Raw genomic sequence first — 24,629 nt, forward strand, 5'->3', positions numbered from 1 at the left:
TCTCTGGTAGGCATCATGAAAGCTTTCGAAGCGACGCGGATTTTCTTTGACCAAGCCGCGGATCGATTGGAGATCGAACCAGATCTCCGCGAGGCTTTGTTGATGCCACAACGGGAGGTTCAGGTCCAAGTCACGATTCGTTTGGACGACGGCCGATTGGCCAATTACGTCGGCTTTCGTGTCCAGCACGATCACAGCCGCGGACCGATGAAGGGTGGTTTGCGTTTTCATCCGGAAGTCGATTTGGATGAGACGCGGGCGCTGGCCAGTTTGATGACCTGGAAAACCGCGGTGGTCGATCTGCCTTATGGCGGCGCCAAAGGCGGCATTGGGATCGATCCCAGCCAGCTTTCTCGGGGTGAGATCGAGCGTCTTACGCGGGCATTCGTCGATCAAATTCACGACATTGTCGGCCCGGACACTGACATTCCCGCGCCTGACATGGGAACCGATCACCAAGTCATGGCTTGGTTTCGAAACCAGTGGGAGAAGTATCACGGGTTCCATCCTGCCGTGATCACCGGCAAACCGGTGGAAGAATACGGTGCCAAAGGCCGCGAAGAAGCGACCGGACGCGGCGTTGGAACGTTGACAGTCAAACTGTCGAAACGTTTGGGAATGGATCCACTGAAGACCCGCGTGGCCATTCAGGGATTCGGCAACGTGGGGTCTCACGCGGCTAAGTTCTTGCACGATGCACAGTTCCCAATCGTGGCCGTTTCCGACATCACCGGCACCTATTACAACGCTGACGGCCTAAACATTCCCGAGTTGTTGCGTCACAAGTTTTCGCATCCGAAGGGATTGTTGGAAGGCTTTGAGCATGCCGAGCATTTGCCGATGGACGCGCTGCTCAAGCTGGAACATGTCGAAGTGTTGATTCCCGCGGCATTGGGCGGTGTGATCACGCAGAAGAATGCACAAGACATCCACGCTCGTGTCATCATCGAGGCTGCCAACGGCCCCGTTGATCCGGATGCGGACGCGGCGCTTCATGACCGCGGCGTGACAATCCTGCCGGACATCCTGGCCAACGCGGGCGGTGTGACGGTCAGTTACTTCGAATGGGTGCAGAATCGTCAGCACTATCGATGGCCATTGGACCGTGTCCGACAAGAGCTGGATCACACCATGAACGAGGCGTTCGAAAAGGTGTGGCAGATGGCGGCACAGCACGAAGTGTCCTTGCGAACCGCTGCCTACATGATCGGCATCAGTCGCGTTCGTCGTGCATCCGAGCTTGCGGGTCTGGCGTAACTTTGGTGGCGACTATGTCGTCGACATGAACCATTCATGATCTCACTCCGGTGCGCCCGGGATCATTTGCTCCACCGGCAGCGGTGAGCTGTATTCATCGAGTGGTTCCAACTCGGGTAATGACTCCGGCTCGATGAAAGACTCCGCGTCCATCTCAGGCTCACCCATCAAAGGTTCTTCGCTCTCTTCGGGAGGCGATGGAGCAGGGATCAACTCAAACTTGAAATGGTTCTCACCTTGTGACACCGTGACCTGCGTCGGTGAAAGTTGAGACCCGTCTGCGAGCGTCGGGCGAGCGATCTGCAGCATTTCGGCGGGGGTGATGTCCGGTTTCATTTCGCCGGGCGTCAGTTCATAGCGAATGGTGTGTTCGCCAATCTTCGCCCCGGGCACATTGGCGAGATAGATCGCCTCGAAGTGCCCGCTTTGATTGGTGAACGCCAGGGAAGGTCGGCCGCCACTCACCGGGTGAAATTCAATGGACATGTTGGGGACCGGTTGCCCGTTGTGGAAAACGGTCCCTGTTACCTTGCCCAATGTTAATGAAGGCTGCGGTGTGCAGCCCAGGGTCAACAAGAGAGCTTGTCCGATGAGAGCCAACCTGACAGGAGCTAGTCCGATGCAGTAGCGGAAGGCGATGTTCATCCAGCGATAAACTCAAAGTTGATTTCGTTGCTTCCGTCGACAATCTCGACTTCGCTGGGTTCCATTTTGTTCTTGCCGCCCATGTCAGGTTTCTTTGAGGTTGGAATGAATTCACCGTCCGATGGTGCCGGCATCGCAGGTGCGGCACCGTTCACTTCATAGCGGATTTTGTGCTTACCGACCAATGCACCATCGGTGTCGGCCGTGTACATCGCACTGTAGCGACCTTCGCTGTCGGTGACTGCCATGGAGGGGCGTCCACCCTCGACGGGGACGAATTCAATTGCAACGCCTTCGACGGGTTTTCCGTCTTGGGTGACGAGTCCCGAGACTTCGCCAATCGGCGGTAGATCAGAACCGCAGCCGGTCATCAATGCGAGGGCAGCCAACGAGGCCGTGCTGGTAAGAAATCGCGAGAACCCGTTCATTGGAGAGTTTTCCTGGAGGTCAATTGTTTTGGATCTGGTGTTGTATTGATGCTTGATGTTGTGAGCCGTTTGAGTGAAGCGGCTCAAGGTGGCTCCCGCGGGAGCCCAAGAGCCGCGCGTTGTCGCAGCGGCTCGATCATTCACAGCGATGAGCTGAGCGGTTTAGAAGTCTTGCTCGTACACGAAGCGGTCGTTGCGACCATTCATCGCCATGAAGACATCATCGAAATCGATGCTATCGGTGATGAATCGCACGGCACCGTCACCCATCGTGAACATGGCTCCACCAACATGGTTGGATCGGAATCCGTTGTGCAGCGTGTAGCCATACAGTTGGGTGTAGTTGCCCGAGTAGATGCTGTTGATGGGCCAGCGAGGAACGGTGATGTTGGCGGTCCAACCCAACCATCCGTGTTGCGATGGGCCTGCATTCCAAGCACCACCGGCATGGCTGCTGGGACGACTGTCTGTTCGCGTGCCATCGGCGTGTGGCATTTCAGCGGAGTGTTCGCCAATCGCAATGGTTTGGCTGGTTCCGTCGAGGATGCTCGCGAATTTTGGGTTTCGGTACTTGGAGTTGTTGATGCCAATGATTCCGGCGTCTTGCATCCAGCCATAGCCCGTCCAAACGTTTCGTGAACCGTCCGAACGGCTGCCTGGTTGCCATCCGGCATCGCCTTGGCGTTTCCCGGGTGTGTAGTAATAACCAGCCACGCCGACGTAGTCGACGACTTGTGTTGTGTAGGAATCGGGGGCGCCAATGGCTTGGGTCAGTCCATTCGCGTTGTTGTCACGGTAGTTCGGCAAGACGTTCGACGGGCAATTAAAACCAGGGACAATGGCTTGGTCCAGCACTTCCCAGTTGAGGTTCACCTGGTCTTGCGTGCTGAAGTCAGTGCCAACAAACGTCAGCCGCTCGTAGAGTGGCGACTGTTCCATTTGAGGTAGGATTTGGACCAACCACGATGCTCCGCGGTATGGGCTGCCCGCGGTCGTTTGAGATCCGATGTTCGCGGGGAACATCTTGAAGGTGCTGTGGTAGTTGTGGATGGCGAGTCCCAACTGTTTCATGTTGTTGCTGCATTGCATTCGGCGGGCAGCTTCCCGAGCCGCTTGAACGGCGGGAAGTAGCAACCCCACCATCACGCCGATGATGGCGATGACGACAAGGAGCTCAACGAGGGTGAAGCCAGAGCTTCGGTGATTGCGAACCGGAGTAGAACGATGCATTGCTGACATTTCCATTTGCATGTGCGAATAAGGTGGGTGACTGCAAAGATGCAGGTGCTCGAAAAGAAGTCACCCGGAATCTGACTCGGGGTAACGCAAGCAACGGACCATGGCTCATCCGCTGTCCGCGTCGCATCCTACGCGGCAAGCGTTGGAGAGATGCCTAGGGGAAGAAAGGCAACCAAAGATGCATTGAGTGGTCGCGAGCGAGCGACTGAGATTTCAGAAAAAATTCTCAATTGTTTGGCGCGATATAGACCACGGAACTTGCCGAGTTCCCCTCCGTGGAACTGGTTTTGAAGATCGGTGTGCTCTTGAATTAGACAATGGTGCGCAAAACGAGTGCACGTTGTGATCGGTTCCAAGCAACGGGGGTGGCAGGGAATCGCTTTTGTGGATGAACGTGATTCGCCCGGATTTTCCGGCATTTGGCAGTTTGAGGGTGATTCGCTAGCGGCGAGCAATATTCCGGAAGTAGCGATCGACACCCTTAACCGCACTGTGGGTGACGCAAGAATCAGGCCGGTCCCGCGATATGCGACAAGGAATCAGAGACCCACTTTCCTGTGGTCGGCGGAAGTCATGCAGCCCTGCGGTTGGACAAGGGAAGCGATGGCTCCGTCGCTAAAGCACAATCAATGCGACTCACATCGGGCAATAGGGAGGAATGGGCGTCGTCGTATCGGTGGATCAGCGATGAAATGCTTCGTTGCAATTCTCGATCAGCAAGTAACGTTCGTTCGCGGATAAGTCTGCCCACTCTTGGATGTTGCCACTTGGCCATTGCACCGAGACCCGCTGGATCTGTTTGCAGTCAGCAATTCCGAAAGACAAGCAGGCTTCGTCCGAGCAGAGGTAACCATCCCCTGCCGTCACCCAATCGACCTGACGCCCATGGGACGTGTGAATGCTGACCTCCGCCCCAATCGCGTCTCGTTCGCTGCGGCAGCCGATCAGTTCCAAACAGATCCAGTTGCCTGACGTTTGCGGTGCCAGGTCCAGCAACGCGGCGGGGGCGTCCAAGTGAGTGACGACAAGATCCGTTCGCCCATCCTTGTTCCAATCGAGCTTCGCGAGCCCACGTCCAAGGACCGGTTGATCGAAGTAGTTCGTCGACGAAACTGTCCTCGCAGAGAACGAGTCACTTTCGTTCTTCATCAACAGAGGGCGTTGTCGAAATGGTTGTCCTTCTTCACTTTGGTCGAAGATGTGACCGTTGGTCGTGACCAGGTCGAGCCAGCCATCCGCATCCACGTCGATGGCCTTTGATCCAAACCCAACATGCAGATTGCTCCGTTCTGGCAGTCGATGACTGGGGGCAGCATCGCGAAAGACGCCCGAAGAAGTCTGCAAGAAAAGATTGTCGGACTCACCATAGAAATTGCTGACGTGGATATCGAATCGACCGTCGCGATTGAAGTCTCCAGTGGCGATCCCCATGCAAGCCGTCGGCATTCCAAAGCGTCCGCACGCGACTCCTCGGAGATAGGAAACGTCGGCGGACGGTCCCACATGGGTCGGAAAGAGGTGGTTTGGACGCGCGTCGTTGCCAATGAAAACTTCCATGTCCGGTTCGGCGTCCATGTTGGTGATGACAACTCCGAGCCCGGTTCCCGACGCTGCAATTGATTCTGAAATCTCTTCGCCCACGAACGCGCCATGGCCATTGCTGCGATACCAGCAATCCGATTGCGGCAATTGACTCAGGGGACCCTGCATCAGTTCGCGGCCGTCGCGATCGAACTGGGGTGGGTCGAAGGCGTGCTCCAGTCGGATGTAATTGACTTCAAACAGATCCGGCAAAGCGTCACCGGTGATGTCGGCAATCGCCATGGAGGAGGTGAACCGATCGGCGGGGCCGAGCATTCGTTCGGTCGCGTCCTGGAAGGTGCCGTCACCGCAGTTGAGGAACAAACGGTTCCGCCCAATGTTGCCGACCAGCAAATCGGGCCAGCCATCTTGGTTGACATCACCCACTGCGATCCCTTGCGAGTAGCTGATATCACTGGTTTGAGTGCTGGTTTCAACGGACTCGAAACGTGTGCCAAGGTTGCGAAACAGTTGGTTGGTTCGCGTCCCGTGAAAAGCAGGTGGGGCACCGGATCCCTGTGCGAAGTAGAGATCAGGACGACCGTCGTTGTCGTAGTCGATCACTCCGACTCCGCCGCCCAGCGATTCATAGAGAGCGATCGACGAGAGATCCGTTGTCTCTGCAGTGTGCCATTGAAAATGCAGTTCAAGTTCCGACGCCACGTTGTGGATGTCGATTTGAAGGTCCTTCCTCGCGGGAGAATCCCAGGTAACTGTCTTTGCAATTGACGTCGCGGACGGGCTGATCGGCTTGATCGCGAAATCGTTTGGGTTCAGGCCGAGAGTGGCGTCCTCCCGCATCATTTGCTGCAGGTCCGGAACACCGGTTAAACGTTTGCGCTGCTGAGCGATCTGGCGACGCTGTGTGGTTGCGGAGGGCGAAAGACTCGATTCAGTCCAACTCAGTGATTCGAGCGGTCGTCCCAGTTGGAGCAAGTGTTGACTGATGTGACGCAACGCCTCGATGTTGTGCGATTCCCCGATCAGTTCTTTCGAAAGTTCATGGGTCTCGTTGAGCAGGGTTGCCCTCGCCTCGAACGAGTCGCTCCATTCGATTCGGTCCATCGCTTTCAACGATTGTTTCAGTCGTTGGTGATTGACGAGGTCCGTTCGATTCATTTGCAACGCCACAAGCAGAGCGTGGACGGCTGACTCAAATTCACGATGGCTGAAATGATGACTTCCAATGGCCGACCAGTAATCGGCGTGTTGTTCGATCGGCGGATCATGGTTCGCGTACCACTGCACGAATTGGTCGTCGTCTTGAAGCTCCGCATAAGTTCTTCCCAGAAGAGCGTTGGCACATGCGGTGTCCAAAGACTCGGCAGTCGCGTCATCGGCTAGAAAGGCTTCAAGCTCATCTCGGGCGAGGTCAAATTTGCCCTCGTCAAAATAGAATCTCGCTCGACCCAATCCCGGTGCGAAGTGTTGCTCGAGCCAATCTGGCTGGTTCGGATTTGTTTCCTCGGGAGGTTGTGGGTAGGACTGCCCTCGGAACAACAGCGACATCAAGTGTGGTCGACTGGCTTGGCCTTGGCTGACCAGACGATCGGCGATCGCTGCGGCCTCCATGGTGCGTCCGTGCCGCAAAAGGTGTTTCCATAATCGATCGTATGCCACAGCTTTATCCCGCGTGACGTCGACCCAACGTCGCAACGCCAATTCGTAGCGGTGGTCATCTTTCAGTTCCAAGGCAACGTCGACACTGAACGTGGCCGCTTCGTTCACGAAGGCAGAGTCACGGGACGCAATGGATTCAGACAGCTCGAGTGCCTTGTTCAAGTCACCCTGTTCTTCTGCGAGCTGTGCCAGCAGCCAGACCGCTTCGGTGTCCGAAGGTTCTTGAATCAGATGCTCCGTGAGCCTCTGTACCGCGGTCGGGGTGTCATCCGCATTCATCGCTTCCTTCGCCTCATCGATCAGCGACGGCGTTCTCGTGAATGGAAGCTGCTCTTCGGAAGGCGGTTCGTTTGAGCGTTGGCATCCCGTTCCCATGCAGGCGACGATCACAAGGAGCGTCATTCCCATCCGAATGGATTCAAGTCGGCGCAAAGACATTTGACGCAGCAAATTCAGACACCTGTAAAAAAGCAGCGTTCGATCGGACACGGGAAACATGAAGGTCCATTGGTTTGTCGTTCTGTCACGGCCTTCGTTCACGTTAGCAAAGATGGGCTGCTTTGTCTGAACAGCGTTTGAGTGTGATTTGTTTGAAGAACGGCATTGATGAATCGAGGCGGAAGGGATAAGGCCAACAACGATCATCTCCGAACTCGCCAACACACTGATCGCCAACCCGTTGATCACTGAAACGACATTGAACAAGCGCAGGCCGAAGATGCGCGGAAGACTTGTTCGGATTCAAATGCCACATCACCGCTTCGTCCGGAAACGGCGATGCTGGTGCTTCGGGGCCAGATCACCTTCGGGCAATCCACGGACGAGAGACGCTCCGTTTCGTGCTTCGGTCGCGGGACGAAGCCGGTGTCCGGCTCGAGCCAGGGGCTGCAGACACGCGTCGGCAGTCCAATTTGAACAGTTGGGCTAGGGGGAAGGATCGCCCCGTGACCTAGTGTGGCATGATTGAGCAAAGCGTGCAGCTTATTCTCTGTTTCCACCTGAATGGGCCGGCCGATGACCATCGTGCCGCTGGATTGTCTAACTTTTTGGCGGAACGCTTAAATTTTGTGCATGTTTTATGCGGTTTAGATGAATTTTGAGACGTGCGCGGGGTCGGCAATTCGCGGCAATGAAGGCCGCACGACACAATTGTCAAAAATTCTTAGAAAAACTCCGGGGCATGCACTTCTCTATTGAGTGTCTTAGTGGATCGGAAGTCGCCCTTGTGGCTTTCAGTACTCAAGTAACAACCGGCAGCGATGTTGTGCTTGTCAGCATGTGGCTCCGCAATTGCTTTGCTTGTAAAGCAATGAACCGACGCGGATGAATTCGACATCCGGTCGGGCTCGGCAGCCACGAGTCAGAGCGTGCCGGGTGAACATCTTTCAAATCTATTTTCGGATGTAGAAAAGAGAAGGCTTACGTATGAGACATTCAGTTAGCTCAAGGTCAGACACACGCCCTGGGTTTACATTGGTCGAGCTGTTGGTGGTCATCGCGATCATCGGCGTGTTGGTTGGCCTGTTGCTCCCGGCGGTTCAGGCAGCCCGCGAAGCTGCTCGTCGTATGAGCTGCAGCAACAACATGAAGCAGATCGGCTTGGCGCTGCACAACTATCAAAGCACTTATAACGAGATGCCGAGACAAGGCACTGGTACAGCCGGGAACAACGACCTCGGTCACGGCATGCAAACCTGGTCGTCTTCATCGAATTCGCTGATGTCGCTGAGTTGCTTTGTTGCATTGACGCCGTTCATCGAGCAACAGGCACTGTGGGAAGAAATCAGTAACCCATCGACCTATCAGGTCGATAATCCAACGGTTGCCAAAAACCCACCGTGGCCCGCGATGGGCCCCGGACCGGAACAGACCTCCGTGGGGTATCGATATCGCCCATGGATGACCCAGCTTTCGACGCTCCGTTGCCCAAGTGATCCGGGTGAAGGTCTTCCAGCCATGGGACGTTGCAACTACTCCGCATGCCTGGGTGACTCGTCCAACTGGTTGCAAATGTACGGCGAACTCGGTGACGATTGGCGTCCAAGCACGTACACCGCGCCCCGCTCAAGAGCGACGGGTCGTGGAGCGTTTGTTCCACGGATCACGACGAAATTCCGCGACATCCTCGACGGTCTTTCCAACACGATTGCTTTCGGTGAGCACATCACTTCGCTGGCTGACCGCGACGTCCGAGGCCAAGTCGGACTCGATATTTCAACGACCTACGATAGTGCGAACGGTTGTGACGCATACGTCAGTCCAACTCGGCCCGGCTTCTGGTCGGACGGTACCGATGGTGGCACTCCGCCTCCCGGTTACATGGGCGGTGGCGGCTGGTGGGGATCCGACGTCTGGGGACGCGGCTTTGCATGGGCTCACTTCTCCTCCACCGACACTGGATTCCTGACCCAGGCTCCTCCGAACAGCCCGACCTGCATTGCTTGGTGGAGTAAGTTCCAGCCCGGCAACATGCCAGCCAGCAGTCAGCACCCAGGCGGTTGTCACGTGACGATGGCAGACGGTGCGGTCCGATTCATCACCGACTCAATCGAATCTGGTAACCAAGATTCGAACAGCCCTGGTTACCACGACAACCAGTCGATCCAAACCGGTGCACTGAGTCCAGGTGCGAAGAGCCCCTATGGCTTGTGGGGAGCTCTCGGCACTCGTGCGAGCAAAGAGATTTTGGACAGCGAGTTTTGATTTGCTTGCTTGTTGATTGATCAAGTTCAAGGAGCCGCCATCGTTTGCGAGGCGGCTCCTTTTCATTCATGACCTTCCATACCGTTCTCACCAAGCCATCTGAATTGGCTTTGTTCTCAAGCAGTTGGCTTGTCGCTTACCAGACATTTTGAATTATCTCACCAGAGTACTCCCATGAAAAAACATTTGCACCTTGTTGTTTTGACGATGACTCTCTTCGCCGCTGGATGCGGTGGTTCGACCAGCGAGTTAGTCACGCCGGACGCGGATTTCTACGCCAAAGGCCTCGAAGCTGAGAAGAATGGAGTTCCACCAGGATCTTCGCCCGGAGCGCCAGGATCCAAGAAAGCAGGCGGCGGACCATCCGCGTATTCTCCCTGATGACTTGTTAGCAGCTTCCGGACGGTGTTCCAGCCTGGCCCGCATCATGCGTTTTTTGATCGGGGCAGGCAGATCAAGCTATGCCGTAGTGCTTGCCGCAAGGCTTTGGTTTGCCTATTTCGCCGTGGACGCCGCCATGAGCCTGCTGATGGATACTTGTCGACTCTCAAATCGAATCAGCAGAGAATTATCACCACTTGCTGGCGACAGACGCATGACCGCCGTGCTCATCGCTAGCCCATCGAATCGTCGAAGTTGAATACGCTGCTACGGCACGTCTCGGGGACAAAGTGGGGAACGCGACGATATCTTGATATGGATCGCCTGGCTGACATCGACCGTGACGATCAGCACAAGCGGACCGCACCAACCGTTTGACCTTCGATTCCATTCGGGACCATGTCCCCGAAAGAAATCAATCCAGAGCCGAGGTTGGGAAGATCGGATGTCCCCAGCAAGATTACAAATCCTATTGCTTGCATTCACCGTCGGTAATTGCATATTCCGTAGTGTTTCAAGAACACATAGTGTCCCGTTCTTCAGTGCTTCAGCAAGCTGTAGTTTCTGGAAACGTGGTTACTCGCAAGTCAAGATGGACTGCTTGGGGCTATTCGCGACTCATCGAGGTATCTGCGGCGTACAGGTGAGATGATCAGAACGACAATCAGCAAATAAGAAATGATCCCGATGAAAACCACGCCTGAGAGAAACATCGGGGAAAACCAGAGACCGGGACCGGCATTCTGAAATGGGAGCCTTGTTCCAATGAGCAACGCTCCGAATACGCATGCATAAAACAAAAGGCAATGCAGGGCTATGATCACGAAAGTCAGGAGCAATCTCTGCACGCCGAGGCACTTTTTCTTTCGCCATGACCGCGTCCCCGATCTGACAAGAATCACGAATCCGATTAGAACGAAAAAGCCGAAACCGAATGGTTCTACCCAAAAACCGGAACTACCTAGAGTCTGGTCGATTGCCCAGCTGCTAGCGGCTACGATTGTTGTCACGGCTACCCAGCACACCTCAATTTTACGCTGCGAATCGCAGGAAATGAGCCGCCGTCGCTGTAGCTCCCAGCCGAGCAGGGGCACTGCGATGGAAGCGATCACGAAAACAGTCGCCAAGAAAGGAAGATCACGCGGCCTGAATCCGATGATGGTGTAGCAGAGCCTGAGATAGTCTTGCGTCTGTGCCAATACTAACTCAGTGCTTTCGGATGTCGTTAATTGGTATACACAAACGATTAGATGGTAAGGCCGAATAAAAAGACAACCATTCTTCTGGCTAAAGCGTTTGAATCGCATTGCTTGTTGTTTTCGCCCATCATTGACTCACAGCAGATTCATCATTCTCGGCGAGTTTTTAGCAAAATGCGAAGAGTGGAGTTTGGTGATGCAACTCTACTCGATAACCGTTCTTCGATGCTTCATTTGGGTCCATCCGGGAAACCTGTCGGTTCAGTAGAATACTCCGTTAAGGAGAACGCTGATGCAGGAAACAGAATTCTATCAACAGATCCTTGGTCTCGAAGAACCGTGTGGAGGTTCGATACTTCCTGCTGAGCGGTGATTCGAAAGTCGGCCAGTTCGCGATCAGCGTTCGCAGTCACTGGCAAATCGAGTCGATGCATTAGGTACTGGACGTCGTGTTCCACGACGACAGTCGCATTCGGACACGCAATGCGACGGTAAACTTCACGCTCGTTCGTCGGTTCATTCTGTCGCTATTGAAGCAGGGCACTTCGAACCACAGCTTGAAGCGAAAGTGAAAACTGGCAGGCTGGAACGTTAATTTGCACAAAACGCTCCTGTTTCCAAACTCTATCTGATGCGATCGTCGTGACTCAATCTTTACCTGCGATAAACCCGGATGGACCACAAAAAACGCTTCCTGTTTGAGAGGAAGCGTTTTCGATCAACTGTATTTCAACATTTTCTACATGTTGGCCGGACCCAGAGGACCCTTCGCTTCGTCTGCATCACGTTTTTCTTTCGGAGATGGTTCGACGACACGGTTCTCCTTACTAGAGCATCCAGGTGAGATGCAAAGCGAACAGATGAATAAACAGACGGCGATGCAACGGATTGAGATTGAAGAGATCATTTCAGGAAGATTGTTCCTTTGTCTTGAAGTTTGTTGGTTGAAGAGCTTCGATGTGGATCAGAATTCTTCGCCGATCACTTCTCGATTGGCCCGTGTCCCCAGAGCACCCCAAACACCATATGGGCTCGGATTGCCTGGAGCGCGGCTGCCGGTCAATCGAGCGGTGCTGAATGAAACAAAGTTCACTGTACCGGCAGTTGAGTCACCAGCCTCGATGCTATCGGTGATGAATCGCACGGCCCCATCAGCCATCACAACGTGGCAACCACCAGGGTGTTGACTACTTGGAGGGAAAAGACCTGGGTACAGTGTGTGTCCCACCCAGCAAGTTTCACGGTTAGGTGGAAGGATGGTTAGGAAGCCAGTGTGAACAGGGTAGAAGGTTGCCCATGACGATCCACGAAAGTGAATGCTGTCAGCGCCCTCGAGCGAAGGTGCTGTACCGCCATCGTCTCCGGTGGACCAAAACTGTGGCCGTTCCGGACTGACCCATTGCAGACAGAGGCTGGGGTTCCCTGGTACTCCGCTAGCGTCCGTGTTGCCACCAGCATTGAGTGCGGGCTGAGTTCGTTTATCTCGGTCGCCCAGCGAAGTAGCGATCTCACCGAAAGCGATGGTGTTCGATAAACCATCGATGATATCGCGGAATTTATGGCTGTATCGGAGTCCGAATGCTCCTCGGTCTGTTCCTTTCGAGATCGTGCCGTAGACGCTGCTGGTGCGGAAGTTGTTGTCGTAAGGACCGTTGATCTGGAAGTGATTGATCGTGTCACCAAGATTCACGGCATAGTTGGTTCGTGCACGGCCCGGGTTTCCACTGACTCCAGGGTCGCTTGGACAACGGAACGTTGCGATCTCTGTCATATATGGGACGTAAGCGTCGCCACTCCAATTGTAGGCGGTTGTTGGACCCATCGCCGGAAAAGGAGCTGGCGCTGTATCGGCAGGTGGACTCACGCCATCAATGTCGATGTTCATAGGATTGCTGATTTGCTCCCATAACGCTTGTTGCTCCATAAAAGGAAGCATGCCGACGAACGCGGAGTGGCTGGCGTTATTGATCTGACGCGATCCACTGAAGATTCCTTCGCCTTCGCGGGTCGTGCCAGCGCCTTGCGTTGGCAGTTGGTTATAGGTCGAGTGATAGTTGTGCATGGCCAAACCAAGCTGCTTCATGTTGTTCGAGCAGCTCATGCGTCTAGCTGCTTCGCGAGCGGCTTGAACAGCTGGGAGCAGTAGTCCAACTAAGACGCCGATGATGGCGATGACTACCAAGAGCTCTACGAGTGTGAAGCCGGATGTACTTCGAAGTCGGGAGGAGGAAGGACGACGCATCAAACGAATCCTATTGCGTATGTGAAGAATAAAGAAAGCCACCTTTCGCCACGACGTAGCTGGCAGAAAGGGCTGGTTTGTTGAGTCACTTCGCAACGCAAGCGTGGGACCAGTCGATGCATTCACTAGGATGCTAACTTGAGAGCTCTGTAGTCCTTGGTGTTTTAAGGCGGATTCCTACGCCGTAAGGAGGTTTGTTGGTCTGAGCGTTTTCCCGACATCGTCTAAGAAAAGTTTTCATTTTTTTCGTTTGCTTTCGACTAGGGATTGCTTCGGTTTCCTCTGTTAGAGGTGGGATTGCTAGCTTTTGCACTGAAGGTAAGCAGGCTTGCACAAAAGGCAGGCAAGTTGAAAGACGTTGTTGCCGAAGTCTTTAGGTTTGGGGTCGGCGTAGAGGATTGATTCACCTGAGAATCTGCTGTGTCTCAGTTTGTTCTGGTGAAGGGGTTCTTGTTCTCCTTTGAGTGTTTGGTTGGTAGCTTTCTCGTAGCAGTCGTCCCCTTGGAGAAAGCCGGTCGGGGCCATTGGCACGCGCTCGACTTCGACAGGGGCATTGGGGTGATCGGGAACACGGTCGGCGTATCGCAGGTGCTCTTCGCCATAAGGGTGGAATGATGTTTGCCAAAGAAAGCACGCTGCGTCGATCGATAAAAAAGCCTTCGCTCGAACCGTAGTTCAAACGAAGGCTGGCGTGGTTTGTGTGTTTCTTCTGTGCGGAGGGCGGTTACGAAGGAATCGTCAGCGAGAGCTGATTGTCCGAGTCTCCGACGTCCGCCGTGATTTTCACGGGGCCCGCCGGTGCTCCACCGCGACCGGATCGATTCTTTTTGCCCGCATCGGGGTCGCCGATGAGCGTGGGTGCATCGCCCTCGTCTGGATTTCCGGCAAGGGCTGATGAAGAGGCGGACGTCTTGCCTTTCTCATGGCCGCCAAAGACGAGGACTTCGTGTTTGCCAATCGCGGCTCCGGGTTCGCCCGTCGTGTAATGCAGTTTGAATTGCCCCGTCTCATCAGTTTGACCGTAGCTCACTCCACCATGGGTCTGAGGGTGGAATTCAAGAGTTGCGTTCACAAATGGGACGCCGTCTTTTGTTAGCGTGCCCTCGACTGGGGCGAGTGCAGGTTTGTCGCTACCGGAGCAACCGGCAGTCAGTGCACTGATACCAACCAGTGAGAAAAAACAGAGGTGTTGTAGTTGTTGTTTCATAGGAAGTCGCGATGATCGTTGAGTCGGTTTCTGGTGAGAGGAATTGGTTGGAAGGGTTGCAGAGTGCCGAAGCGATGGTTTGACGGCCTCGGGTGGGAAGCGTTGCCGTTGTTTCTCGAGGTTTGCTCCACGGCATGAGACCGAGTTGAGTGCCCGCGGAATCGCTTTCGCAAACCTCGCGGGCACTCAAACTCGGCACGCAATGCACGGGAAGAATTCAGCAGCGAAAACTAGTTCTGGAAGTCTTCGATGATGTTGCCATCGAGTCGGCAAGCCAAATCGGACAGGGTTTGGTAATTGATGTTTTCACTGACAAAGTGGACGGATCCGTCAGCCAGGACGAACTGTGCACCACCAACGTGTGCCGATCGGAATGGTGAGTGCATTCCGGGACGACCGTACCAGTAAGGTCCGATACCGAAGTAAGGGCCACCACCGGTGCCGTGGCGAGTGGTGGGGAAAACCGGAGTGAAGTTGATTCCGGTGCGGATGGAGGCGACATTCATGCGGTAACCATCGGCAGAGCCAAGATTGGGATCGCCTCCGCCGCCGGACCAAGCTCCACCGTGCCAGTTACCAACTCGGTCGTCGTGCTGCTGCTTGCTGCCGTCTTCCTGAATCACAGTCTTGAACATTCCCGTTTCACCAACGGCGATTGTGTTGGTTGTTCCGTCCAGGATCGACGCGAAGCGAAGTGGGCGTCGGTTCTTGCTGTCGACGGGAATCATGACGCCGTTGTAGTCAACGCGACCATTGTGTCCGTTCCACAAGGTGTACTGGGCGTCATTGCCGGTGCCCTGGCCGTAGTGATACATCCCGGCCACACCCGCGTAACATGCCACTTGGGTTTCGAGGGTCTCTGGCGAACCCAAGGCAATGGTCCCGGCGGATGCGGTGTCTTGTCGAAAAATCTCCAGTGGACTCGATGGACAGTTGAAGGTCGGCACAAGCAGTCCATCCAGACCACGCCAGCTGTAGTTAATGCCGTCACGGTTGGAGAAGTCACCGCTGAAGTCCACATTGCTATAGGCAGCTGTTTGTTCAATGAACGGCAGGATACGGACAAGCCATGATGCAGGTCGGTTTTGAAACGACGAATCGTCCATCGCATAGGCGGTGGGAGGAAATGCCTTGAAGGCGTCGTGATACATATGAATCGCCAAACCGATCTGCTTCATGTTGTTGGAGCATTGCATTCGGCGAGCGGCTTCACGTGCGGATTGGACGGCGGGTAGCAGCAGTCCAACCAAGACACCGATGATGGCAATCACAACGAGGAGTTCAACGAGCGTGAATCCTTTTGCTGAAGAGGTCGGCTTGAACGGGTGGGCAGAGAGGCGGCGTTGCATTTCAGGAAGGTTCCAGAGCTCAGAGACAAATGAACGTCAGCGTGCCTGGACTTGAATTTGCTGGAATAGCCGACACGCATGACAAGCCGCTGTGCAATCGCAATCGTGGGGCCAAAGCGTTTGTGAATTACGGTGAGCCGAAAGGCTGGTGTGAGCGGCTCGAAGCTTTGGGGGGACCTATCCAACGCAAAGAGGTTGGTTACGGACTGGCGTTTAAAACTGGACCTGGAGAAACTTTCTCGCGATTTTCGGATGCAACCCTTCGCGGTTCACATCCTGCCCTCTGAATGGGTGGCTGGCTGTTGTTGCTGTGCTCACAAAAGTAGCTGATATGCTCATTTTGAGTGCACGCGATCGTTCGAGATTGGGCGTTGCCTCGCCCGTTCTTTACTCAGCGAGCTCGAAGTTGATCGCGGGTTCTTCGATTCTAAGCGACGTCAGAGCTCGAGCCGAAAACGCTCCAACCGGCGCGTCATTCAACCGACGAGTCCTCGCGAGTTTCGACCCGAAGGAAGGTCAGCCGGAGGTGGTGTCGACGCTCGGACCCGTGGCGAGAAGGTGTCCGAGCGTTCTTAAAAAACGTGCGAATCAGCCGGTGATGCCCAATCCTGTCATCGTCCCGGTGCTGCTGGCAAAATGATCGACTTCCATTCCGTGTTGCTGGAGCAGCGAGACATAGAAGTTCGGAAGTGGGTAGTTGTTTTTGCGATCGAACGCGAGGTGACCGGCGTGTTGGAAACCGCCACCAGCGATCAACACGGGCATGTTTCGGTTGTCGTGATTGGACGAGTTTCCGAGATTGCTGGTGAGGAACACCGTGGTGGCGTCGAGAAGGTTTCCAGTCGCATCACCGTGCTGGCTCAGTCCTCGAAGGAATTCTCCCCACTGACTGATCATTGCTTCTTCCACCAAACCCAATTGTTCCAACTTGGTTTCGTCTCGCCCGTGGTGGCTGAGCGAGTGATAGCCTTCATCAACGCCTTCCACCGGAACAACGCCACCGCCTCCGGGAAGGTGAAGCGTGACGTAGCGAGTGGAGTCCGTTTCGAGTGCCAACGAAATCACGTCACACATCGTTTTCATCCGTCCGATCAAATCGTTCGGGTTGCGAATGTCGACCGGGGCGGTCGCTTCCACGGCGGGTTTGGGCATTTCCGCCCACTTCTGTGATTGCTGCATCCGTTGTTCGAGTTGTCGAACACTGGTGAAGTAAGCGTCCAATCGATCGCGGTCGCCCTGCCCCAGTTCGCGCTGCAGTGACTTGGCGTCATCCGCGACGATGTCCATGATGCTGCGACCTTGGCGGACCCGATCCGCGTGTCGTTCGCGTTCTTTGGGGGAGTCGTCCACGAAAAGTTCAGCAAACAATTGCGACGGGGATGTCAGCGGCGGAATCATCGCGCCGCTTTCGGTGTAGCAAGGACTGGTCGATCCTCCGGTGCCGAGCACCAACGAAGGGAAGCGAGTTTGGTGGCCGCGGTGTTTGGCGAGGTATTGGTCAATCGAGATCGTGTTGTTGACGGCGCCTGAGGTCCCCATCGGAGTGGCGGTCAAAATGCTGGCTTCCGCGCGGTGGCCTCCGTTCACGCCGGGGTGAGATGATCCCGAGACCACCGTCACTTTGTCGCGAAGATCTTGCAGCGATTGCAGATACCGCGAGGGTTGGTAGTTCATCCCCTCGCCGTCAGGAACCAAGTTTTCAGGAAGCAGCCCCAGACCAACGGTCATGGCAACAAACCGTTTGGCTTGACCGGTGGAGGGCGATTTGGCGTGGCCCGCGAACGAGGATCGCATCGCAGAAAGGAACGGCAGTCCCATCGCAACGCCTGAGCCGCGAAGCAGGGTGCGGCGTTTCAGCGGGCCGCGTGAGTGCAAGTTATGGCTGGTCATTTGATTGCTCGCAGGTGGGAAGGTGAAAGGAGGCAAGCAGGTAGGAATCACTTGGAAAGAAAAACGTCGCTTTGGATCACTTCGTCCAACAATGAACGAAACCCAAACGAATCTTGCCGGGTGTTGGCAACGATCTGGTCCACTCGTTCGCGGTCCGCGAATTGAATGGTTTGGCCCGTTCCGTAGGTGAGCAAGTGTGAGGCCACATTTTTGGCCAGGGTTTCCTCGCGGTTGCGAATCAGGTCGCGGAATTCGACGAAGGAATCGAATTTGGAACCATCCGGCATTTCGAAGCTCGGATCGATCGCCGGGCCACGTTTGTAGTTGTTGCCTCGCTTTTGCATGTAGCGATCACGCCAGCGACCGCCCGCGTCAAAGTTTTCCAAAGCGAAGCCTGGCGGATCGATGTTTCGGTGGCACGAGGCGCACGATGGGTCGGCTTGGTGTTTGGCCAACAAATCGCGAATCGTGGTGGCACCACGAATGTCGGGTTCAACCGCGGGAACGTTTTCCGGAGGCGACGGGATTTCCGTTCCGAGGATTCGCTCCGAAACCCAAATGCCACGCAGCACGGGCGAGGTGTCGTTGCCGTTGGCGGTGACTTTCAGAATCGCACCATGAGTCAAAATGCCACCGCGTGGGATGGATGGATCCATCTTCACCAAACGCGATTGGTCGCCCAAGTCCGCGATGTCGGCCTCGGTGGGAGTCAACTCGTAGTACCGCGCCAAACGCGTGTTCAGGAAGGTGTAGTCGGCGCTGACCAATTCGTGGATCGGACGGTTTTGGTCCAGCAAATGTTGCAGGAACAAATGCGTCTCCTTCAACATTCCGGCTTGAACGGTGGTGTCGAAATCGCGAAATAGTCGCCGATCGGGTTCGGTGAAATCGATGTCGACCAAATCCAACCACTGGTCCGCCAGATCAACAACAAATTGCTGGCCGCGAGGCGTTTGCAGCAGGCGATCTGTTTGATGTTTCAGTTGAGTGGCGTCTTGCAGTTGCCCTCGTTTAGCCGCCATCCGCAATTCGTCATCGGGCATGGAGCCCGTCAGGAAATAGCTCAAACGCGAAGCGATCGACCAATCGTCCAGTTTGCCAGAAGCGTCTGATCGTTCGGTGAGATAAAGGAAGCGAGGCGAGCACAGGATGGCTCGGTAACCGGCTCGAAGTGCATCGACGAATGTCGCACCATTGTCCAGTTCCGAATCAGCCAACTCCACAATGCTTTTGATGGAAGACCGTTCCACCGGCCGCCGGAATGCCAATTGGGCGAAGCGATGAAGGTTGGTTCGCAATGCTTGGCGGAGAATGGTTTGCGTTGCTTCGTCGCCCTCAGGAAGTGTTGCTTTTGGATCCGACTTTTCAATTTGTCGGATCCGTTTCGCAACCAACTCATCCACGTCGATCTCGGACTGCTTCGACGAGCGGTTGTAACGCAGCGGCAAATTACCCAGCAGTCGGTCTCGCGTTTGTCGGCGTTCGCCCGCGGGATAGATGCGTTTCATTTGCAAGGAGTGCATCGCGACGCCGGGCAAATCCTGTGGTTCGCCTTCTCCGAATCCCACTTGCCCGCCTTGGAAGCGGCCTTGTTTCAACGTTTTGTCAGCCGGACGAACTTCCAAGCGGTGACCTTTGGGAAGCCAAGCTTGGTAGGTCATCGTTTTGGGATCAGCCTCGGCTTCGAAGCCACCGATCCAGCTCATCAGCGGTGCACCCGAGTTGCATTCGCCGCTGCGGACGCTGCACCAAACGCCATGTTCCTTGGGCGGTTTCACCGACGATGCGGTCAGCGTGATTTCGTACCAGCCGTCTTCCGGGACGGTGGTGGAAGCGATGCGTCCGTAGAAGATCATGTTGGACGACCAAACAACGGCCAATCCTTCTCGCATTTCAGGTTCGCGGTTGCGGCGTCCTTTCGGTTTGTTTGCGATCTTTTCCGGAGCCAGATTGATCGACCAATCGGAGCTGGGTTCCAGAGCTTTCGCGAACGCATTGTCCAACGCGGCGTCGACGACTTTCAGGTGGGTCTTCAACTGGAAATGCGACATTGATTGTGCGCTGACAAGATGGGCGTAGCCGCCGACTCTTTGTTCCGGCGGCATCAAGTCTTCGAGCGGAACGTGGACCAAGAGCAAATCTTGCAGCGTTCGCGAAAGCTGTTGATTGCTCAACCGGCGACCGCGGACTCGACCGAGTCGTCTTTGTTCGTCTCGTTGGTATGACACCAGATGTTGCCGAAGAGGTGACGTCCATTTCGAAAGCTCGTCCGCGTCGAGTTCTTCGTATTCCGGAGGCGGCATTTCACCCGCGGAGACTCGGTCATGGATTTGGATCCACTGCTGCATGGCGCGCGGCGATGTCAAATCGGTACCCACAGCATGGACGTCAAATCCGGCTTCGCCATCCGGACCGTCGTGACAGTCCAGGCAGTGATCTTGCAAAAATTGGGTCGCATCGTCGGTCAGCGACCACGCGTTCGCGGAGGTTGGATTGGCTGCGTCAGCCGTGGAGAACCAGACGAGCCCGAACAGGCACGCCGTCCACGCAACGCCATGGGCGATTCGAGTGGGCAACAGCGAAAGCATGTGGAATGCACGCAAATGGGAGGGAAGGAAGGCGGGACATCACCGTGTCTCTGAGGCCAGTTGTTTCTGAGGCCTGTTGAGCAGGCCTTTTTTGATCTGGGGCGAATTGGTCGTGAAACCTCTCGGCACCAGAACCGTTCAGTGGCCTAGGCGTTGGTGGCCTCGGCGTTGTTGCCGCGACCGAGAGCGACGGGGATGCAGCCCGCCAGTATAGCGTTTTAGGGGGACGAGCACGAGTAAAATTAGCCCTGACGGCGGTCATTTGCGGCGGGAAATCGCAAGGAATTCGTTCTCATGAACCGATGAGCGTTTTCTGCGTAGCAACGGTTTGCTTTTCTTTAATTCTCTGACTGACTGGCGCGAGGTTTCATGTCGGCGACGATTGGACTCGTGCTACTGGCCGCGGGAATGGCGGCGGTATCCAGTTGGTTGATTCTGTTCCCCATTCGTAAATTCGCTGACCAGCTCGGGCTTTTGGATCGACCGGGTGGCCACAGCAGTCACACGGTGCCGACGCCGCTGGGCGGTGGACTGGGGATTTATCTGGGGATTTTGTCCACGATCACGCTGGCCACGCTGGCGGCCGCCTTGCTGAGGGATCCCACGTCGATTCCGGGATGGGTGAGTGGTTTACGAGATTTGGTTTCTCCCGCGGTGATTCCGGAGTCATGGTGGGAAGCCGCGACGCTGCACGCACCCGGTGTTTGGTCTCGCTGCGGGGACGTTTGGTGGTTGATTGCGGCTGGGACGGTGCTGGTCACGCTGGGTTTGCTCGACGACCGCTTTGGGTTGCCGGTGGGGTTGCGATTGGGCGTGCAGTTTGGAATCTCCGCCGCGGTTGTGTGGGGATTGGACATTGAGTTATCGCTGTTCTTAGTAGCCGGTTGGCTGACCAAGTTGTTGTCGGTGGTGTGGATCGTGGCGGTGATCAATTCGTTCAACATGCTGGACAACATGGACACGTTGTCATCCGGCGTCGCCGCCATCATCGCAGGATCGATGGCGTTGGTGATGATGACGATCCCTGATCCAGGAACCGATCGGCCTCAGTTGTTGGTGGCTTCGTTGTTGTTGGTGGTGGCGGGCGCTCTGATTGGTTTTCTGTTTCACAACCGCCCTCCTGCCAAGATCTTCATGGGTGATGGTGGGAGCTATCTGGTCGGATTCTTGATCGCGGTTGGGATGCTGATGGCCACGTTTGCCGCGGGTGAGAACTCGGACGCGGTTGCTGGTGATGTTGGCGAAGGAAGTTGGGTGGGCAGTCGGCCTCACGCGGTGCTCGCGCCGTTGTGCGCGATGGCCGTCCCGCTCTATGACATGATCACGGTGATTTGGATTCGGATTCGGCAGGGACGCAGTCCGTTCCAGGGTGATCACAGTCACCTTTCGCATCGATTAGTGGACCTCGGGTTGTCACGGACAGGTGCGGTGTCGACGATTCACCTTCTCACCGCGACGTGTGGTTTGGCAGCGTTGTTGCTGACGCACGTGGGAGTTTGGCAATCGATTGCCGTGCTGGGCATCGTGCTTTGTCTGTTGACGTTGATCGGTATTCTGGAATCCACCCAGTGGCGACGGTCGAAACCGTGACTCGCAAACGAACGTCGAACACAACCACGCAAAACTCGGCGGTGAACGCATCGCCTTTGTTTGAAAATCTGCGGTTGGGTGTTCCGTGGGTGCTGCTGTCGGCTTGTGCCGTGTGGGTGTGCCACCATCCATCGGATTCAACCGACGTGGAACAAGGCGGCGCGCTGGGATGGTGCTTGACGACGATCGTGGTTTGTTCACTCGTCCACTGGATCGGGGCCTTTGCCGGCACATCCGGTCCGGTTGCTGCTTCTCGTGAAATCGGAACGAGGCCGCGGGCTGTCAGCGTTGCGGGGCTCTTGTTGGTCGGTTTGGTTGCTTGGGTGGGGCTCGCAGCTTGGCAGCAAAGGTATGTTGCGGTACCAGCGTTGGGCGACGCGGCTTTGTCCGTCTTTGGGGGTGATTGGCGGGCGGCCAGCAACGAATGGTGGGTGTGGGTGACCGGCGGCGTTTGGTGCTGGACTCTGGTGGGCTGTCTTCGCAAGCGGGATGATGCGGGATCGCTTTCGGTTTGGTGGATGGGATGCTTGGGGTTGGTGGTCGCAGGAGGGGCACTGATGGCGGCTCATTCCCTGCATCAAGTGTATGTTTCACTTCCGCAAACCTTGAGGGAGTATCAAGCGGATCCTGATCGCGTCTTGGCCGCCGTGGGCATCCACGCACCAGAAGGCAGCAACGCGAGAATGATCTTCGAGAATCGGTTGCGAGACGGTGGACCGACCGCCACGTTTGCATTGGCGAACACGTTGGCAGGGTTTTTGTGCGTGGCCTGGGTGTTGGTTTGGGCCAGTTTGCTGCGTAGTTTGCCGCAGGCATTTCCCTCGCTAGCGAATCGGCTGGGGTGGAAGAATGCGGAAGCGAAGTCGAGTGGCGATGGTCCTTCGTTCAATACCGATCGCGGGAGTGCGCCGGCCGTGGATTCGATTTGGTCGCGCTGGCACTGGATTGGGTTGCTGCTCGTTTCGGCGATTCTGTTTTGGGGGCTTTGGAAAACACAAAGTCGCGCCGGCATGCTTTCGGCATGGATTATCGGTGCCTTGTTGTTGGTCGATCAATTTGCAAGAGGCAGCTTAAGGCGTCGTTGGGTGACGGGGGTGGCGTTGGCGGTGACGGTGGCGATTGTCTCGCTTCCGATCTGGACGCCGTTCTTGGTCGGAAGCAATGTGCTGCAGAAGTTGCCCGAATCGGTGCGATTTCGATATCAGTACTGGGAAGCAACTTCTCGGATGTTGGGCGAGTCACCGTGGTTGGGTGCGGGGCCGGGCAACTATCAAATGGCCTATCACCGTTTCCGCGTGCCGGAGTCGCACGAGATCGTCGCGGACCCACACCATTTCTTGGTCGAGACCTTTGGCGCGGCTGGATGGCCGGCGGGTGCGTTGTTGGTGTTGCTGCTATTGGTGCTGCTGTGGCGGTGGTGGAATGGAGATCGGCCAAATCATTTGGGTTCGGTCGTACCTCATGCGGTTGAAGGTAAAGGGATCACGCCGCGATGGTTCATTCCTTTGGGTGCTGGGCTGGGGTGGTTGGCAGTTTGGGTGTTCGGTGTCCAGTTGGGTGTGTTGCCGGACTTTGACGCGCAGTTGATTGCGTTTCCGGTGGCTTGTTTCGTGGGATGGCTGTGGTGGTTCCCCATGACGCGTTCTGGCGTCTTCGGTTCGGCGGATGAGGTCGCTCGGTTGGCGGCGTTTGCCGGGATGGCGGGGCTGATTCATCTCAGCTTTTCCGGCGGTTGGACGGTCCCGGGGATGGCAATCGTTCTTTGGTTGTTGGCCGCGATTGTCTGGGTGGCTTCGGGTGAAACGCTCGGTGGCAATCGTGAGTCATCCGAATCGGCAATCGACAAGAGTGGTTCAACTACGTTGCTGCGTTGGGGCACGCCAGCAGTGATGTCGCTGTTGGCCGCGATGATGTGGTGGACAGCTTACGAACCGGTGGCGAAGACTCGGGAGCTGATGACATTGGCTCAGGTTCAATTGCGGCGGGGAAGCATTCCGGCGGCGATGGGACTGTGCGAAGAAGCCATGTCAGCAGACCCGTTTGCATTCGATCCGGCGATGTTTCGACTGCATGTCCAGCAACAGCAATTCCTGCGATCGGCAGCGTCGGCCGGCGGACGGCCGATGAGTATTGCGAGGAGTGTTGGTGGCGACGGTTCATCAACAGACGATGCGTTGACCGAAGCCGTGAAGCGAGCGGGCAATGACCCGGCCAAGTTGCAAGCGATCGGCGAAATGGTGCTGCATCGATTCCAGGTCGCGGGCGACCAGACGGATTTGCATCGAGCGGCGGAGATCTATCGGCGATGTCATCAACTCAGTCCGACGCATCAGGGCATGGCGGCTCAGTTGGCGGTCATTGAGGAGGCTCGCGGCGATTCCGCAGAGGAAGCACGACGGTTGGCCGAGTTGGCGGTGGAATTGTCCAAGGCCGGGGGTGTCGTCACACGCCAATTGGATCTTCAAACTGTTTTGCTGGTGGAGCCACTGGGACGGACCGCGATTGCTGAACCCAAGGTGAAATCTGCCGATGAGGCGATGCGAGCCCTGCTCTCGGATTGAACCTGATTCGACCGTCGAAGTCGGTGGGCTCCCGCGAATGCAATCGACCGAGGGGATTTGATCGATTCTGGTTCCTTCGCGATTGCCTCGGGCGTCTGATTGACGCCAGTCGTGATTCCTGCGAACCATTGGGAGGTGGTCCACGTAGT

14 protein-coding genes and 1 pseudogene are annotated in these 24,629 nt (G+C 55.9%); 6 read left to right on the plus strand and 9 right to left on the minus strand.

Annotated elements, in window-relative coordinates:
- Nucleotides 1–15 precede the first annotated feature (15 nt).
- Nucleotides 16–1,257, plus strand: coding sequence for a Glu/Leu/Phe/Val family dehydrogenase (locus LOC70_RS17805; protein ID WP_230255337.1), 1,242 nt, complete (start codon nt 16–18; stop codon nt 1,255–1,257).
- A gap of 42 nt (nt 1,258–1,299) precedes the next feature.
- Here the strand turns inward: LOC70_RS17805 and LOC70_RS17810 are convergent, their stop codons facing one another.
- The 4 genes from LOC70_RS17810 to LOC70_RS17825 form a co-directional block, all read right to left on the minus strand.
- The gene (locus LOC70_RS17810; protein ID WP_230255338.1) at nt 1,300–1,743 is read right to left on the minus strand and encodes a carboxypeptidase regulatory-like domain-containing protein; all 444 of its coding nucleotides are present in this window, start codon (nt 1,741–1,743) and stop codon (nt 1,300–1,302) included.
- Nucleotides 1,744–1,898: 155 nt separating this feature from the next.
- Complete coding sequence (locus LOC70_RS17815) at nt 1,899–2,330, minus strand: carboxypeptidase-like regulatory domain-containing protein (protein WP_230255339.1); 432 nt, start codon at nt 2,328–2,330, stop codon at nt 1,899–1,901.
- Nucleotides 2,331–2,492: 162 nt separating this feature from the next.
- Nucleotides 2,493–3,560 carry a DUF1559 domain-containing protein gene (locus tag LOC70_RS17820; RefSeq protein ID WP_230255340.1) on the minus strand — a complete coding sequence of 356 codons (1,068 nt, stop codon included), beginning with the start codon at nt 3,558–3,560 and terminating at the stop codon, nt 2,493–2,495.
- A gap of 690 nt (nt 3,561–4,250) precedes the next feature.
- Entirely contained in the window at nt 4,251–7,208 is a 2,958-nt protein-coding gene (locus tag LOC70_RS17825) for an FG-GAP-like repeat-containing protein (RefSeq protein WP_230255341.1), read from the minus strand.
- Nucleotides 7,209–8,195: 987 nt separating this feature from the next.
- Between LOC70_RS17825 and LOC70_RS17830 the strand changes: the two genes are divergently transcribed.
- From LOC70_RS17830 to LOC70_RS17840, 3 genes and pseudogenes are all read left to right on the plus strand, one after another.
- Nucleotides 8,196–9,473 carry a DUF1559 domain-containing protein gene (locus LOC70_RS17830; protein WP_230255342.1) on the plus strand — a complete coding sequence of 426 codons (1,278 nt, stop codon included), beginning with the start codon at nt 8,196–8,198 and terminating at the stop codon, nt 9,471–9,473.
- A gap of 174 nt (nt 9,474–9,647) precedes the next feature.
- On the plus strand, nt 9,648–9,854 hold the full coding sequence (locus LOC70_RS17835) for a hypothetical protein (protein ID WP_230255343.1): 207 nt from the start codon (nt 9,648–9,650) through the stop codon (nt 9,852–9,854).
- A 1,540-nt stretch (nt 9,855–11,394) separates the two neighbouring features.
- Nucleotides 11,395–11,625, plus strand: a pseudogene (locus LOC70_RS17840) (ISAs1-like element ISRba7 family transposase); the annotation flags it as partial.
- Nucleotides 11,626–12,017: 392 nt separating this feature from the next.
- Here LOC70_RS17840 and LOC70_RS17845 read toward each other — a convergent pair.
- The 5 genes from LOC70_RS17845 to LOC70_RS17865 all read right to left on the minus strand — a co-directional run bounded on the left by LOC70_RS17845 (nt 12,018) and on the right by LOC70_RS17865 (nt 20,329).
- Nucleotides 12,018–13,295: a DUF1559 domain-containing protein gene (locus LOC70_RS17845; RefSeq protein WP_230255344.1), complete on the minus strand. Its 1,278-nt coding sequence runs from the start codon at nt 13,293–13,295 to the stop codon at nt 12,018–12,020.
- 724 nt (nt 13,296–14,019) lie between these two features.
- Entirely contained in the window at nt 14,020–14,502 is a 483-nt protein-coding gene (locus tag LOC70_RS17850) for a hypothetical protein (RefSeq protein WP_230255345.1), read from the minus strand.
- Between the two features lie 230 nt (nt 14,503–14,732).
- Nucleotides 14,733–15,851, minus strand: coding sequence for a DUF1559 family PulG-like putative transporter (locus tag LOC70_RS17855; RefSeq protein ID WP_230255346.1), 1,119 nt, complete (start codon nt 15,849–15,851; stop codon nt 14,733–14,735).
- 588 nt (nt 15,852–16,439) lie between these two features.
- Nucleotides 16,440–17,741: a DUF1552 domain-containing protein gene (locus tag LOC70_RS17860; RefSeq protein WP_230255347.1), complete on the minus strand. Its 1,302-nt coding sequence runs from the start codon at nt 17,739–17,741 to the stop codon at nt 16,440–16,442.
- A 47-nt stretch (nt 17,742–17,788) separates the two neighbouring features.
- Nucleotides 17,789–20,329, minus strand: a complete 2,541-nt coding sequence (locus LOC70_RS17865) for a DUF1592 domain-containing protein (protein ID WP_230255348.1) — start codon at nt 20,327–20,329, stop codon at nt 17,789–17,791.
- A gap of 369 nt (nt 20,330–20,698) precedes the next feature.
- Here LOC70_RS17865 and LOC70_RS17870 point away from each other — a divergent pair, with 369 nt between their 5' ends.
- Nucleotides 20,699–21,919, plus strand: coding sequence for an MraY family glycosyltransferase (locus LOC70_RS17870; RefSeq protein ID WP_230255349.1), 1,221 nt, complete (start codon nt 20,699–20,701; stop codon nt 21,917–21,919).
- Nucleotides 21,898–24,480, plus strand: coding sequence for an O-antigen ligase family protein (locus LOC70_RS17875; RefSeq protein WP_230255350.1), 2,583 nt, complete (start codon nt 21,898–21,900; stop codon nt 24,478–24,480). The genes LOC70_RS17870 and LOC70_RS17875 overlap by 22 nt, the downstream gene beginning before the upstream one ends.
- Nucleotides 24,481–24,629: the final 149 nt, after the last annotated feature.

The organism is Rhodopirellula halodulae (assembly GCF_020966775.1).
Classification (GTDB): Bacteria; Planctomycetota; Planctomycetia; order Pirellulales; family Pirellulaceae; genus Rhodopirellula; species Rhodopirellula halodulae.

Coding starts and splice junctions, on each gene's coding strand:
- LOC70_RS17805 (WP_230255337.1), top strand. CDS start 16: ATGAAAGCTTTCGAAGCGACGCGGATTTTCTTTGACCAAGCCGCGGAT.
- LOC70_RS17810 (WP_230255338.1), bottom strand. CDS start 1,743: ATGTCCATTGAATTTCACCCGGTGAGTGGCGGCCGACCTTCCCTGGCG.
- LOC70_RS17815 (WP_230255339.1), bottom strand. CDS start 2,330: ATGAACGGGTTCTCGCGATTTCTTACCAGCACGGCCTCGTTGGCTGCC.
- LOC70_RS17820 (WP_230255340.1), bottom strand. CDS start 3,560: ATGCATCGTTCTACTCCGGTTCGCAATCACCGAAGCTCTGGCTTCACC.
- LOC70_RS17825 (WP_230255341.1), bottom strand. CDS start 7,208: ATGTCTTTGCGCCGACTTGAATCCATTCGGATGGGAATGACGCTCCTT.
- LOC70_RS17830 (WP_230255342.1), top strand. CDS start 8,196: ATGAGACATTCAGTTAGCTCAAGGTCAGACACACGCCCTGGGTTTACA.
- LOC70_RS17835 (WP_230255343.1), top strand. CDS start 9,648: ATGAAAAAACATTTGCACCTTGTTGTTTTGACGATGACTCTCTTCGCC.
- LOC70_RS17845 (WP_230255344.1), bottom strand. CDS start 13,295: ATGCGTCGTCCTTCCTCCTCCCGACTTCGAAGTACATCCGGCTTCACA.
- LOC70_RS17850 (WP_230255345.1), bottom strand. CDS start 14,502: ATGAAACAACAACTACAACACCTCTGTTTTTTCTCACTGGTTGGTATC.
- LOC70_RS17855 (WP_230255346.1), bottom strand. CDS start 15,851: ATGCAACGCCGCCTCTCTGCCCACCCGTTCAAGCCGACCTCTTCAGCA.
- LOC70_RS17860 (WP_230255347.1), bottom strand. CDS start 17,741: ATGACCAGCCATAACTTGCACTCACGCGGCCCGCTGAAACGCCGCACC.
- LOC70_RS17865 (WP_230255348.1), bottom strand. CDS start 20,329: ATGCTTTCGCTGTTGCCCACTCGAATCGCCCATGGCGTTGCGTGGACG.
- LOC70_RS17870 (WP_230255349.1), top strand. CDS start 20,699: ATGTCGGCGACGATTGGACTCGTGCTACTGGCCGCGGGAATGGCGGCG.